Here is a 14,541-nt window from a genome sequence, read left to right as displayed (position 1 = left end):
CAAAAACTACCCGCCAGAGTCACAATTTTCAAGCAAAGAGTCGAAACGGGGACCTTTCCCGGATCTGGAAAAATGTATAATATTCACCATCTGACATGAGGGCCGCGGTTTGCCCCGAGGCCTTTGAAAAACTTTCCCTGATGGAAAAAAATCAGGTGGCTGACGTCGATACCATTTACATTTTGTATTGGCAGATTCAAAGGCAGGGAGACAGGAAAAAACAAAAGCAAAAGTTTTTTGTAGAGACGCCCAATTTGGGCGTCTTCAGCACAACAGGTGGCTCATCTCACAACAGACGTTTCTACAATGAAATTAGGGTATAACCCTGTTTGGCCTGAGAAGCAGCCTCCGGTTTTCCCTGCAGCGAGAGTACACCCTCGCGTCCATCCACCATGCTCTCCTCAAGCGGGCAAACAGGCAGCACCCTCCCCTCCAGCAGTTCCCCTGGCGGACAGAAGAAGATCTCCTGCTCCGCCGCCATTTCCAGAAATTCCGCAAACATCTCCGCGCAGGAGATCCCCTCTGCTTCCGCATGGATGGTCAGGACGTTGAAGGCATCTGGTTTTATCAAGTCGAGAAGGGTCTCATTGTAGTGCGCCCGACTGCACATCCGCCCCACCATCTCGTCATAGGTGGGCAGCGTATCTGGTATCTGGGGAATTTTGGACACACTGCCATCCGGCAGCAGAGGATAAAAAGGTGAATTCCCGCGACAGTCGGACCGGTAGTGAAAAGGCAGAGGTTCCAGCGCCTGCAGCGCCGCTGCGCTCACCCGCCAGGCAGGGGCAGCGAAACACTCCGGCGCCCGGCCGAGAATACGCGTCAGCTCAGCAACACCGCGTCCAACAACAGACGCAACCTCCGTCTCATCCATCTTCGCGATGCGGCGCTGCCAGCCCTGATGGTCCCACGCATGGAGCCCGATCTCATGTCCCGCCAGCGCCGCCGCGCGGATGACCTCCTCACAACGCGGCCCGATCAGCGGCCCCGGCCAGAACGTCCCCTTGAAAAGGATATCCAGCCCATAGAGTCCCGGTGCCCCGCTGCGCAGCATCTTGAGCAGAAAGGCTGGCCGCAGCAGCCGCCAGAGGTGGCGCCCCATGTTGTCCGGTCCCACCGAAAAGAAGAATCCGGCACGAATCTTTCGCTCACCAAGGAGGGAGACGAGGCGTGGTACACCCCGCCGTGTTCCCCGCAGGGTATCGACATCAATTCGCAGACCGACCAGAGTCACGTTCTGCTCCGCAGAGTGGACAGAGCATCATCAAGGAAATAGCCGAGAGTCTTCTCCACACTCTGTTCAAAGGACACCTTCGGTTCCCATCCCAAAAGTTTATGCGCGTTGCGAATAGAAGGGCGACGGTGCTGCACATCCTGATAGCCCTTTCCATAGAAAGCACGCGCCTCAATATTTTGCAGTCCGGCATCGGGCGGAAACTCACTGCGATGGGGATGCGTGGCAAATTTGCCGCGCAGAATCTCTGCCAGTTCAGCCATGCTGAACTCATTGTCAGGATTACCAATATTGAAGATCTCGCCGTTGCAGCGTTCGCCCTCGTTTTCAATAATACGGAAGAGACACTCCACGCCATCCTTCACATCGGTGAAACAGCGCTTCTGCGCCCCGCCATCCACCAGACGAATGGGTGTTCCTTCAACAAGGTTGAGGATAAACTGAGTGATGACCCTCGAACTGCCGATCCGTGCCGACTCCAGCGAGTCCAGCCGTGGTCCCACCCAGTTGAAGGGGCGAAAAAGGGTAAACCGTAATCCCCGCGTAGCACCGTAGGCCCAGATCACCCGATCGAGCATCTGTTTGGAACAGGAGTAGATCCAGCGCTGCTTGTGGATGGGGCCAAGGACAAAGTTTGATTTCCGCTCATCAAACTCATCATCATCACACATGCCGTACACCTCCGAAGTGGAGGGAAAGAGCAGCCGTTTGCCGTATTTGGCACAGTAGCGGACGATGCGCAGGTTCTCCTCAAAGTCCAGTTCAAAGACCTTCAGCGGATTGCGCACATATTCAATAGGAGTGGCGATAGCGACCAGCGGCAACACAACATCACATTTACGCACGTGATACTCAATCCACTCCCGCTGGATGGAGATATCGCCCTCGGTAAAGTGGAAATCGGGATTGTTGAGCAGCCGGGTGAGGGTGTTGTTCCGCAGATCCATGCCGTGCACCTCATAACGGCCGCTGGCCAGCAGGCGTTCGCTGAGGTGATTGCCGATAAAGCCGTTGACACCAAGGATGAGCACCTGAGTTTTGCGCCCCGCTGATCGCCGTTTCGGCGCCCCGCTGAAAATCATGCCGGGGGCGATGTTGAACTCGGCGGCAAGTTGATGGCCAGTGGTATAAAGCCCCCCTTCCCCCTCGCCAGACTCCACCTCCAGCGCCCCTTTACCACAGGCAATGGTCAGCGGCTTGTTCTTCAGCACAGTGCCGGGGACAGCGATCTCCGGCTCCTGTCCTGCAACCTCGCGCACCTTCCAGAGGAAGACCTTCCTGTTGCCGATCCAGGAAAAAGCCCCTGGCCAGGGGCGGGTAACTGCGCGGATGAGGTTGTACATTTCGCTGGCGGAACGAGACCAGTCAATCTCACCGTCGGCCGGGGTACGGCCACCGAAATAACTCACCTCTTTTTCGTCCTGCGGAGTGCCAGAAACGATACCGGCTTTAATCTTCGGCAGCAGTTCGGCGAGCAGTTCGCCCGCAGCCACGCCGAGTGCCCGCTGCAGCGTGAGGGCTGTATCGCTGGCCTTAACAGCTACCGCACGCTGGCCAAGGATCGGTCCATCGTCTGCTTTTGACGTCATCTGATGCAGAGTCACACCGGTCTCTGTCTCCCCGTTCACCAGCACCCAGTTTACCGGACAGCGGCCGCGATACTTCGGCAGCAGGGAGCCGTGGAGATTCAGCCCGCCCAGAGGAGCAAGAGCGAGCAGCTCTGCGCTGACGAGGTGGCGATAGTAGAAGGAGAAAATAACCTCCGGCGCCATGTCCCGAATTCGCTCCACCCAGAGCGGATGGTTAATATCCTCCGGCGCATAGACAGGAATATTGTGTGCAGCGGCAAGCTCGGCCACGGAGTCGAACCAGATATTCTCCCCGGGGCTGTCTTTATGGGTGAAAACCGCGACGACATCAAAGCCGTGGTCAAGAAGGGACTGGAGACCAATACAGCCTGTCTGGTTGTAGGCAAGGACTACTGCTTTCATAGTGTTTTGTAGTTTGAAGATGAAGGAAACGGTGAAGAGCTCCTTAAAAAGTAATACCAATTACATTTTGTATTGGCGAATTCAAAGGCAGGTGGGCGTCTTCAGCACAACAGATGGCTCATCTCACAACAGACGTTTTTGCAATGAAATTAATTTATCATCCTGTTTGTCCTACCGTGTTTTTTGGGTCAGTAAAAAATGTAAATGGTATAAAATGATCTCATGGCAACCGACCTTTTCCGGAAGAGGCCAATGGTAAACGTGTTGCATTTATTACTTGAATTCAGCCGTCATTCAAATTACTGGATGCCAGCAATCGTTTTGCAGCAACTTGCAGCCACCGAGGTCTTTGCGTAAACCATTTCGTTGTCGTTGATGAAATCATCTGCCGAATCTCCCTGTGAATTACACGTACTTCCCTGAAAAATCCTCAAATGCATTTGTGACGGCGAACCCAACATCACTGCCCAGAGCTTTGAAGTGTTCCTTGCCACATGCGATTTTAGCTTTTTCAGTTGGCCGCAGAGCATCGGTGAATAACGTGCTTTTGGTCTCAACAACAAAATAGAGTTTTTCTTTGCCATCGACTTCAATCAACACGGCCCAGTCCGGGTTATAGGTTCCCAGCGGGGTGTCGATCTTGAACCAGTCCGGGAGCTTTGCATACAACTTGATGTCGTCGCTTCGTTCAAAAGCGGTGGCAAACTCCAGTTCTATATTGGAATCGTATACCACGTAGTCAAAGACCGATTTCTGGCTTTCGACCATGTTTTTTTGCAGGTAACCAAAGAGCTCGTTATCGCTGAAAAGTTCCTGTGCATAAAATTGATCGTCGCCAATCTTGTGGTACTTGATGCCATCAACAACAAAGAGGCGCATCTGGTGCTGGATAATTGTTGAAACCTGCTCGATAAATTTTTGCGGGTTATTCTTAAATGATTCCAGACGACCGCTGTCATTGATGATCTTAACAATCGTTCGACGGGTCAGGTTTGTTTCATTCTGGAGATAAGTGATCAGATCCGGGAGCTCAAAAGATCGTGATTCATAAACACTGGCTGTTTCCTGAACATGCTGAGCATGAATGCCACCCCGGTCAATCTCGGCCTTGGCCTTTCGGTAAATAAATCTGGCTTTTCCTACCTGCAGATTGACTTTGATCTCTTCAGCGCATTTTGCAGTAAGTGCGTTCACATCAAAATCCACCCTGAAGGTTGTCTTGTATTTGATCCGATCCCAAAGCTCTTTGAACTCCGGACTTAAAAATACGGCTTTGTTCAGAGACACCTTTTTTTTGTCGTCACGGTTCTTGATGTTGAGATTGCCGGAAACTTTCTTCAGAACCGCAGCAATTTGAGGTGCATGCGCTTTGAATTCCTCGGGCAGTTCCAGCTCACCGCTTTTCAAGGCCCTTTTCAAGGAGTCCTGAACCTTGCCTTTGGCATCAATATAGCCGGTAGTTTTCAGATGATTCCAAAGTTTCCTGGAAGCATCGACACCAAGGTATTCGCTGTTGTCGTCATCTATTGGCACAACAATGTTGGCAAACAGGTGCTCTTCAACCACACCGAATTTAATGCCTTCTTCCTGCTCGATTTCTTTCTGCAGCTGCTCGGCAAACTTCTCATAGGACTCATTGGCCATAACCGTGAGCGTGTTGACCTCAAATCCATGAACCCGCTCGCCATCCTGATTGACACATATACGCAGGCCACGGCCAATTTCCTGCCGTTTCTTGATCACTGAATTGGTTTCGTTGAGCGTACAGATCTGGAAAACGTTGGGATTATCCCAGCCTTCTTTCAGAGCGGAGTGTGAGAAGATAAACTTAAGCTTTGAGTCAAAGCTGAGCAGTTTCTCCTTCTCTTTCATGATGAGATTGTAGGTGCTTTCATCCGCAGCGGTTTTACCGGATGCATCCTTCAACATTTCATTGCCAGCAGTATCCTTCTTTTTATCAACGGCGAAATACCCGTTATGCACACCAGCAGCGACGGTATCCAAATCCGCCCCTTCAAAGAGAGTGCGGTATTTAGGTTTGTGGATTGCCCGGGCATACTCGTCTTCAAACATCAGAGCGAATTTACCCTTTTGCGGATTGCCGTCCTCATCGTACCTGCGGTAATTGGCCACCTTGTCGATAAAAAACAGACTGAGGACTTTGATGCCCTGAGGGCGCAGGCGCATCTCTTTATCCAAATGTTCCTCAATGGTCTTACGCATCTGCAGGCGTTTGTATTCATCCGGGTCAACTTCGCCGATGGCCTGACCCAGTTTCAAAATTTCCGGTTTGCTGGTAAAGTTGATATATTCGCTGCCCTTTTCGCAGTAGATATACTCAACGATGTATCCATCATAAATGTCACGACCGCCGCTGTATTTTGCATCCAGAAGATCAGCGCCGCTTGAGACCATTACAGACTTTCTCTTGATATTACCGTTTTTCATACGACAATCAATTTCGATTTTGGCAGTGATCGGGCTCTTTTTGTTGTTTACGCTCAAAAGCTTAATGTAGGCCTTATTATAGCCGTCTTTGACTTCAACCCCGGCAACCTCGATCTGCTTTACCAATTTCTGCTCATAGGCATCAACCGAGTCCAGCTTGTAGAGCATATTATGTTTGTCTACATGGGTAGCAGAGTAGCGCAGGGTACAAAGGGGATTGAGTGAGGCGATCGCCTCTTTACTCTTTGGGGTGGTATCAACACTTTGGGGTTCATCAATGATAACGATGGGGTTAGTTTCCTGAATGAATTCAATGGGTTTGGCCCCGGCCATACGGTCATGAAAACGATGGATAATGTTCGCTTTGTTTTCATTTTCCGGATCACTAAAGCTTTTCCGGAAAGCGGCAATATTGATAACCATGATCTGAATATCTGAACTGGTGGCAAAGCTTCTTACATCGGAAAGTTTGCTGGAGTCATAGACAAAATAGTCAAAACTGACATTTTCATAGAGCTCACGAAAATGCTCCGCCGTGATTTGCAGTGACTTATACACACCTTCTTTAATGGCGATAGAGGGAACTACAATAACGAACTTGGTAAATCCGTAGAGTCGGTTCATTTCAAAGATCGAGCGCAGATAGACATAGGTCTTTCCGGTACCGGTTTCCATCTCCACGGTAAAATCCATGGAGTCCATTTTTTTGGAAGGAGCCAGCCCATTTTTCAGTTGTATCTTGCGGATGTTTCTATGAATATCCTCGGGTAACAACTTCAGTCTGTTTCCTATACCAAGGTTATTTAAGTTACCGGGAATGTCCTGCTGGGGCGAGTATTGCAGCGGAGCAACCGTAAAATTTGTCTGGCAGAGTTCCTGACCTTTAAAAACACCGGTAACGGATTCTATGGCCTGTTTCTGGAAATCCTGATTCGGATCGAATTGTATTTTCATTCCGAACCTCCAGTTTTAACCACGGAATACATGGAAGGTTTTGAAACCACGAATGAACACAAATGGGCACTAATATTTTTTAACCACGAAAAACACGAAAGGTTATTGTTCATGATTTGCCTCCTTTTTTGTTTGAGGCTTCGATTTGTTTAACGGCTTTGTCGAAATCGGACTCTATGCGCTGGGTTTTGTTAAACTTGTCGTATTCTGCAAACGCCTTCTCTTCGGCTTTTTTGCGGGAAACTGAACCATATCCTTCGAGGATTTTATATTCATTAAACTCAAGGAAGCGGTTCACACTTTCGGAAAAATTTTCCATGGTAAAGGTGATACGATTTTCAATAATGTGCTCAATATAGTCGAAAAACGCGGTCACTGTCCGTTCCAGCTTTTTGATATCCTCTTCCTGCAAGTAATTTTTTCCAATAGTGGTATCAGATTTAAGCACGCGACCGTCCGGCGCGTTCTTGTGAGTCAGCATCCCCATCAACGGCTTCTCGGCATCTGCATTCAGATAGATGATTTCCGCTGCAGTATGACCGGTGATGGCGAAGTGGAATTTATCCTGCACATGGGCATAGAAATTCCGGGTGGTTTCCGATTTGGGGGCATAGTCGATACTGCACTCGGCAAAGATATCGGTGATCTGCTGATAGATACGACGCTCGGAGGCGCGGATGGAGCGGACGCGTTCCAGCAGTTCGCGAAAATAATCCTTGCCGAAAAAACGCCCGTTTTTCAGCCGCTCATCATCCATGGCAAAGCCCTTGGTGATGTATTCCTTGAGCAGCCCAGTCGCCCAGATGCGGAATTGGGTGGCTTTGGAGGAGTTTACGCGGTAGCCGACGGAGATAATCGCATCCAGATTGTAGAATTCCAGCTTTCGTTTAACCTGACGGGAGCCCTCCTGTTGAACTGTTTCCAAAATGGAAACAGTTGCCTCCTTCGACAATTCACCATCCTGATAAATATTGTCCAAATGCTTTGAAATAGCAGGAATACCTACTCCAAACAACTCTGCAATGCGCTTTTGGGGCAGCCATATGGTTTCGTCACGCAGAATACACTCCACCTTCACCTGTCCATTCGGAGCGGTGTAGAGCAGGAAGTCGGTCAGTTCATCCTTCGTGGTCAACCGCCGTTCTTCCTTGCTTTCAGGCTGTTCCGTGGTCACCTTCTTCTTTCGTGTCTTTTCGTGTTTTTCGTGGTTCATCACAAGCTCCTTACATCGACAATGCCAGCTGTCCTAAGAATCTGAACCGCATTAGTTTTGACTACGTCATCTTTGAAACCGGAGTCCTTGAATACCACCCGCATGATTTCCGGATTGAGCTCATCCTTCAGCCTGGCAATGCCTTCGACAACCTCAAGGGAGATAGCATCCGACAGGCAAACAATGAGTGCTCCCATTCCTATATCGAAGACCTTGTGTTCAGCAATGGTGCGTTCAGTGATAGGCAGGGTCAGATCGAGACCGTACTTAAGCAGGATCTCGTAGAGGACATCTTCCTCTTTGCGGTCGGATTTAATGTTGGAGATGAAGTCTTCGAGGGTGCGCTCCGTCATGTCAAAGTCGACTTCCCACGGTTTGATGTTGGTGGAGTCGAGTTTGAATACCTTGAAGCCAAGATCGATTTTTTTAACCACGGAAAACACAGAAGACACGGAAGTTTCGGCTTTGCCGAATAAATAATTTTCTTTTTTATATTTTTCTGTGTTTTTCGTGTGGCCTGTGGTTGCCAATTCTTTTTTGATCTTTGCAGCAGCCCGGCGAATTCGTTCTTTGCTTATTTCAGCGATACTTTTATACCCAGCTTTGAACCCCTCAGATTTCACGTCTATCTTTTCAGGTAGTTGGGCTACAACAAAGCGTCTGCCCCCAATATCTTCTGCATTAAGCTGTAGAACAGCATCGGCAGTAGTCGCAGCCCCAGCGAAAAAGTCAAAAATGATGTCTGCTTTCTCTGTTGACTGATCTATAAGAGTTTTTAGTAAGTTAGTTGGTTTGGGAAAGTCGAAGTATTTTCCGCCGATCAAACTGGTTACTTCTCTCGTTCCATTCGTTGTATAGCCAACGTGTTTTGAATCTAGACAGGTCGAGAATCCTGTAACTGTCGAATTTAGGTCATTTACAAATTTCTTTTCACGAGGTCTTCCTTTGGGAGACTTAGGAAATAAAATACGTCCTTCCTTAATCATCTTTAGAACATTATCTTTGCTTTTTGACCAGCCCCTGCTTGGATTTGGAGGATAAGAAATGCCAGTTTGGGGGTCTACAATATCGTAGTGTAAATTTGGGCGTTGCGTCGCTGTGGCTAGTCCAGAAAGGTCAATGCTGGCCCATGGGCCACGTGGATCATTATCAGGATTTTTGTATTTCCCCAGATCTACTTCAGTTCCTTTCAGAACGATGTTTTCAGTCTTTGAATAAGCGACAATATATTCGTGATCGGGGGATACTCGTGATTGATTCCGATTGTCGGCCCGTTGTCTTCTTCGCCACTGAAAAACGCCTAATAAGTTTTCTTCCCCATAAATCTCGTCACACACCTTTCGAAGGTTGGAAACTTCATTGTCATCAATACTGATAAAAATAACCCCATCATCCTTCAGCAAATTTCTCGCCAGTTTCAAACGCGGATACATCATGTTGAGCCAATCGGTATGATAACGCCCGCTGGTTTCCGGATTGTTCGAGAGGTTGCGGCCTTCACCATCCACCTGTCCGGTGATTTCTTTATAGTTCTTGATATTGTCCTTGAAGTTGTCTCTATAGACAAAATCCTTACCAGTGTTATAAGGCGGATCGATATAGATCATCTTCACTTTTTTGTGGTAGCTCTTCTGCAGGAGCTTGAGCACTTCAAGATTATCACCTTCAATGAAAATATTCTGCGTGGTATCCCAATCCACCGACTCTTCCCTGCAGGGGCGCAAGGTGCCAGTGCTTGGCGTTTGAGCAATCATCCGGGCCTTACTTTTACCGTTCCATGTAAAGCTGTAGCGTTCATCGCGGTCGTCCACAAAGGTGCCGAGCACTTCCTTCAGGGCTTCAAAGTCGATCTTGCCTTCGGTGAAGGCTTCAGGAAACAGTTCCTTCAGCTTGCTCACGTTTTCGGCTACAAGATCCATTGTTTTTCCATCCATTTTTTCCATATCCAAGCTCCTGTATTTTTTACCACGAAAAGCACGAAAGACACGAAAGGTTAAAGAGCCAATCTTGTGATTGATGCTTTTGGGTACGTTCCAAAATTTACGAGCAATCCAAGCTTCATCCCGGTTGCCTTCAAATAGTTAATCACCTGCGCCTTGTGTTCAGGTGCAATATCTTTCACCGCTTTGAGTTCAACAATAATTTGTCCATAACAAATCAGGTCGGGTCTGTAAGTTTGCTGGAGAGGTTCCCCTTTGTACTTCAATTGTAGTTCCTGTTGAGCGACAAAAGGAATCTCACGATTTTTTAATTCCTTCTCAAGACACTCTTGATATATGGACTCAAGAAAACCACATCCCATTTCACGATAAACCTCAAAGATAGCTCCCTGAATTACATAGCACTCTTCCTTAAAGAGTATTTTTTCTTTCGTGTTGTTCGTGCCTTTCGTGGTTCGTGTCTCGTGATTCATAAATTCCCCGCCAGTTGCTTGAGCTCTTGTTCAAATTTCTTGATTTGTGTATTCAGCTCCACCTGCCGGTTAAAAGCCGCTTTTTTCAGCTGCCCGCGCAGTTCCGATATGTTCCATTCAATTTCCCGGCAGCGCGTCAACTGCTCGAGTCGGTCGGCCGCCTTGCCAATGGTGAAAGTTCCGGACAATACAGAGCACTCATATCCGGTAAAGCGATCTGTCCAGGCATTGTATAAAGTGCCGTAGGTCTGAATCGGCATATTGCCCCACGCAAATGATTGGATAAAGGCCGCTTCCCACTCATTTAATGCCTTGCTGCTCATCCAGCCGGTGGTGAAAAATCGTTCGGCGACAAAGACTCCATGTTCCGCCTGACTGAATCGTTTGGGAGCGATGCTCAGTGCAAATTCACCTGTCTCAGTGTACAGGCCAAGCATCAACGGATACGGAATGACCCGGTGGATAATTTCAGCGATTCGTTTGTGGACTTTCTGGGAATTCATTTCAACCTGCAGAACCGCCACCTCAAGATACTCCCGCTCATTGTCCCTGAAGGGCAAAACCGGACAGGTTGAGGATTTCAGAGTGTATTCCCAGTAAACGTTTTTTACGTTTTCCCGAAACAGCTTTTTATCACTGGCAACAAGCTCGCCGCTTTCAAGAAACTGCTTTTTCGGGACCCGCTTGCCTAACAAAGTCGCCTCGGGAAAGGAGATCGTGTTCCAAACGTAATCAATGGCTGCTTTTTTATTCTCTGGCATCGCCTGTCTCTTCACCGTCATTTTCGAGCAGGATCAGGTAGCTGACCACTTCAAAATCACCCATACCCTTAAAGCTGTTTTTATTAATCACCGTTCCGCCGGGAGAGAAGAGACTTTCCACGCCACGTTCTTCTGCCGCACCGGTCAGGGCCTGCACCGCTTTGGAGAGCAGGCTGCGATAATGCGACATATCAGAACCGCCCTTTGTCAAACGGGAAAGGCGGGTGGTGGCTGCACCATCAACGGACTTTCCATGAATGCTCATCTTTTTCAGCAGATCCAGAATCTTTTTAGTCTGGGTAAACTGTAAAATGACGGAACTGTCGTTTGATACATAAACCAAATAATACGGCGACAGTGCGTAGGTTGTGTCCGAAACGGTTTGTGCTCCTTCATTTTTAAGGCAGAAAATTACTCCTGGGGAAAACTCGCCCTTTAGTGAGTCGTCAATAATGGCAACGGCAAAAGCTCCCGGAGGTATCCGCTCCAGCAGGTTTTCACAGACGACGTTTGATTGATTATTAAAGCCAGAGCCAGGAAAGGACATGTATCTGGATGAAACACCCCAGTCAGAAAAAGAACAGGCATTGCCTGCTTTTATGTAGTCGCCGAGATCCATGCGGAAATCGTTCAAGGTAAGGTCGGTGATTGAAATCCCCCCCTCAACATCATCTATATCCACAACTTCGTTCTGAAGCTTTTCCAGCTGCTTACGCCGGTATTCAAGGTCATTCATCTGGCCGGAGCCGTTAAATTCGATGACGTTTTCTTCACCGGTAGCAGAGATATCAAGCAGGACCATTCGACCGGAGACACGGGCCTCTAGATTGATGTACTCATCCAGCTCCATATTGGGCCAGAAATTCACCAGCTGAATTTTTTCATTTTTTGACCCCAGGCGGTCAATACGCCCGAAGCGCTGAATAATGCGAACCGGATTCCAGTGGATGTCATAGTTAATCAGATAATCGCAGTCCTGCAGGTTTTGCCCTTCTGAAATACAGTCTGTGGCAATCAGCAGATCAATCTCAGCAGTGAGTGAGGAATCTATCTTGTCACGCTCTTTTGATACTGGAGAGAAGGAGGTAATGATAGAGGCCAGGTCTTTACGTATGCCGGGCATCTCGGTTTTGTTTTCACCAGAACCGGTAACCAGGGCGGCATAAACCCCAAGCTCTCTATGTGCCCATTTTGCAGTATGTTCGTATAAATATTTTGCAGTGTCCGCAAATGCAGTGAAAATGAGGAATTTTTTATTACCCGGGTTAATCGGGTTGTTCACTTTATGCTGAATCAGCTCCTTCAACCATCGCAGCTTTTCATCCTGAGGGGCTTTTACTGCATGAGCAGATGAAATGAGTTTTTCCAGAATTTCCCGATCTTCCTCAAGTTCCTGCTTCCAGCGAACCGTGTCCATGTCCTGAATCAGGACTTTGACTTTTTTACCGACAACAAAAGGAGAGAACGCATTATCTTCAATTTCAATTTCTTCGATATCAAACTCTTCGACCGCTGCATTATTATCATGGTCTGCAATTTTCTGAATCAAACCTGTTACTTCACCAAGAAGTTTTTCCAGCGTCATCGTAAAGGAGTTGATGGAGCTTTCCATGCGTTTGAAAAGGTTAACCCGTATCAGGTGAATCAAACTCTGCTCACGGTCAACATGTCTGAAGACCGAACCGCCAGCAACTTTCCGGTCATACTTACGGCTATATTCTTCAACCTTGTGTGACAGAACATATTTAAGCGGAGCATAGGCGCTCAGGTTAAGTAACCGGATGTCTCTATTGATACGTTCAAGTGCCGGAAAGCGCCCCTCTGTATCGATGTCCGTCTTGACATTGACGGGCTTGAGCCTCTCAGGAAATTTGCCAATTTCAGACATATCATAATATTTTTCGATATGCTTTCTGGAACGTGCAATAGTCAGAATGTCTAAGAGTTTGAAATAATCAAAGTTCAGGGTCTCCAACAGCGATTCTGTGGTCCTTTGGCTTTCATCCAGAGTCAACCATACGTTAAAACGTGTTTGGGCCATTTTAAGCGTCTGCTCAATGCTGATAATTCCATTTGATTTTAACGCCTCATCTTTGGCTTCAACAATAAATGCGACCTGGTTCTTCAGATCATTCATCCTGTTGTTTACAGGAGTTGCAGAGAGCATGAGAACTTTTGTTTTTACACCTGCCTTGATGATATCATTCATCAATTTTGAGTAACGGGTCAGAGAATCATCTTTGCGGGAGGGGTTGTTTCGAAAATTATGAGACTCATCAATAACCACCAGATCATAGTTTCCCCAATTCAGGGTTTCCAGATTTATCTCACCAGACATGCCGCGCAATCTTGTTAAATCAGTATGGTTCAACACATCATAATTGAACCTGTCCGAGGCCATGATGTTTCGTTTGTCATTTACCGTATAAAGAGTCCAGTTTTCCCGCAGTTTTTTAGGGCATAAAACCAGAACTCTATCATTGCGCAGTTCGTAGTATTTAATGATTGCCAGCGCTTCGAAGGTTTTACCCAGGCCCACACTGTCTGCAATAATGCAACCGTTATAGCGTTCAATTTTATCGATGGCCCCCAGCACACCGTCACGCTGGAATTTGTAAAGCTTCTGCCAGACTTGAGTGCCTTTAATTCCGGTCTGGGTTTTAATGATTTTGTCTTCATCCAGTTCGCCAATAAAATCTCTGAAAATATTGAAGAGCGTCAGGAAGTAGATTTGCCGGGGCGTCTTGTCTGAGTAGATGAGAGCGAGGGCTTCTTGCAAAATGTCCCCAAAGTCGTCACTTTTTTTTCCCGAATTCCAAAGCTCATCAAACCACTTGATCAATGAATGCGCTTCCTCAGAACTGCGGAAGAAGGTATTCATGTGATAGGCTTCTGATGGAACAATACCCAAACCGTCAGTAGTAAAAGATGAGCTGCCTACAATAGCAAAGTGTTCACCGTTGTTGGCATGAGCCAAATGAATAAGATTCTGGTGTAACGATGATGGCAACTGGCGAACTTCACATTTCTGTTTCAGCCACTCCGAGCACTCCCGGGCGATGCGAGTGACATCAAGTCGATTTCGGAGGCGGCGGTCCAAGTGATTTCCGTGCAGATTATTTAGAAAAATCTCTTCATCATTGAGGCTTGGAACAAGGAGTCGAAAATTGTCGATTTTAGAAAGCTCCCTTTTCAGCTCATCATACGCATAAAGAGAAAAGAGAGTGGAAACCACAGAAAGAGTGCATCCGGCGACGATATTTTCTTTGAGCTCAGAAACAACATTTCCCAGAGATTTGTTATCAAGTATTCCAGAAGAGTGCTTCACTGATCTTCACCTTCTTTGGAATATCTTGCTTTTCCGTCACGGACCCAGATATCGACCTCATCTTTCTTAAATTTCCAAAGACGGCCAATTTTATGGGCGGGCATCTTCTTGCGGCTTATCCATGTGTAAACAGTATCTTTACTGATACCAAGATATTGAGCAATTTCCTCGACGGACAACCAGCGATCTTCCATTTTTT

At 47.5% G+C, this 14,541-nt stretch carries 9 protein-coding genes; all 9 read right to left on the bottom strand.

Annotated elements, in window-relative coordinates; all coding sequences use genetic code 11:
- Positions 1-301: 301 nt before the first annotated feature.
- Positions 302-1,234, bottom strand: a complete 933-nt coding sequence (locus JWG39_RS04880; protein WP_205218257.1) for a polysaccharide deacetylase family protein — start codon at positions 1,232-1,234, stop codon at positions 302-304.
- The gene (gene arnA, locus JWG39_RS04875; RefSeq protein WP_205218256.1) at positions 1,231-3,225 is read right to left on the bottom strand and encodes a bifunctional UDP-4-amino-4-deoxy-L-arabinose formyltransferase/UDP-glucuronic acid oxidase ArnA; all 1,995 of its coding nucleotides are present in this window, start codon (positions 3,223-3,225) and stop codon (positions 1,231-1,233) included. Before arnA ends, JWG39_RS04880 begins: the two co-directional genes overlap by 4 nt.
- A gap of 405 nt (positions 3,226-3,630) precedes the next feature.
- Positions 3,631-6,627 carry a type III restriction-modification system endonuclease gene (locus tag JWG39_RS04870; protein ID WP_205218255.1) on the bottom strand — a complete coding sequence of 999 codons (2,997 nt, stop codon included), beginning with the start codon at positions 6,625-6,627 and terminating at the stop codon, positions 3,631-3,633.
- Between the two features lie 109 nt (positions 6,628-6,736).
- Positions 6,737-7,840 (bottom strand): virulence RhuM family protein, encoded by a 1,104-nt coding sequence (locus JWG39_RS04865; protein WP_205218254.1) that lies wholly within the window; start codon positions 7,838-7,840, stop codon positions 6,737-6,739.
- Positions 7,840-9,783, bottom strand: a complete 1,944-nt coding sequence (locus tag JWG39_RS04860; protein WP_205218253.1) for a site-specific DNA-methyltransferase — start codon at positions 9,781-9,783, stop codon at positions 7,840-7,842. The genes JWG39_RS04865 and JWG39_RS04860 overlap by 1 nt, the downstream gene beginning before the upstream one ends.
- Positions 9,784-9,833: 50 nt before the next feature.
- On the bottom strand, positions 9,834-10,253 hold the full coding sequence (locus JWG39_RS04855) for a GxxExxY protein (RefSeq protein WP_205218252.1): 420 nt from the start codon (positions 10,251-10,253) through the stop codon (positions 9,834-9,836).
- Positions 10,250-11,014, bottom strand: coding sequence for a DUF4391 domain-containing protein (locus tag JWG39_RS04850; RefSeq protein ID WP_205218251.1), 765 nt, complete (start codon positions 11,012-11,014; stop codon positions 10,250-10,252). The genes JWG39_RS04855 and JWG39_RS04850 overlap by 4 nt, the downstream gene beginning before the upstream one ends.
- A complete protein-coding gene (locus tag JWG39_RS04845; protein WP_205218250.1) occupies positions 11,001-14,342 on the bottom strand; it encodes a helicase-related protein in 3,342 nt (1,113 codons plus the stop codon). The genes JWG39_RS04850 and JWG39_RS04845 overlap by 14 nt, the downstream gene beginning before the upstream one ends.
- Complete coding sequence (gene mads1 / locus JWG39_RS04840; protein WP_205218249.1) at positions 14,339-14,536, bottom strand: methylation-associated defense system helix-turn-helix domain-containing protein MAD1; 198 nt, start codon at positions 14,534-14,536, stop codon at positions 14,339-14,341. The genes JWG39_RS04845 and mads1 overlap by 4 nt, the downstream gene beginning before the upstream one ends.
- Positions 14,537-14,541 lie beyond the last annotated feature (5 nt).

The sequence above is a fragment of the Desulforhopalus vacuolatus genome (assembly GCF_016918505.1).
Classification (GTDB): Bacteria; Desulfobacterota; Desulfobulbia; order Desulfobulbales; family Desulfocapsaceae; genus Desulforhopalus; species Desulforhopalus vacuolatus.
This window is presented reverse-complemented; position numbering and strand designations above follow the sequence as displayed.

Bases quoted from the DNA above. Each gene is read 5' to 3' on its own strand.
- JWG39_RS04850 (WP_205218251.1), bottom strand. From the start codon at position 11,014: ATGCCAGAGAATAAAAAAGCAGCCATTGATTACGTTTGGAACACGATC.
- JWG39_RS04870 (WP_205218255.1), bottom strand. From the start codon at position 6,627: ATGAAAATACAATTCGATCCGAATCAGGATTTCCAGAAACAGGCCATA.
- arnA (WP_205218256.1), bottom strand. From the start codon at position 3,225: ATGAAAGCAGTAGTCCTTGCCTACAACCAGACAGGCTGTATTGGTCTC.
- mads1 (WP_205218249.1), bottom strand. From the start codon at position 14,536: ATGGAAGATCGCTGGTTGTCCGTCGAGGAAATTGCTCAATATCTTGGT.
- JWG39_RS04860 (WP_205218253.1), bottom strand. From the start codon at position 9,783: ATGGAAAAAATGGATGGAAAAACAATGGATCTTGTAGCCGAAAACGTG.
- JWG39_RS04855 (WP_205218252.1), bottom strand. From the start codon at position 10,253: ATGAATCACGAGACACGAACCACGAAAGGCACGAACAACACGAAAGAA.
- JWG39_RS04865 (WP_205218254.1), bottom strand. From the start codon at position 7,840: ATGAACCACGAAAAACACGAAAAGACACGAAAGAAGAAGGTGACCACG.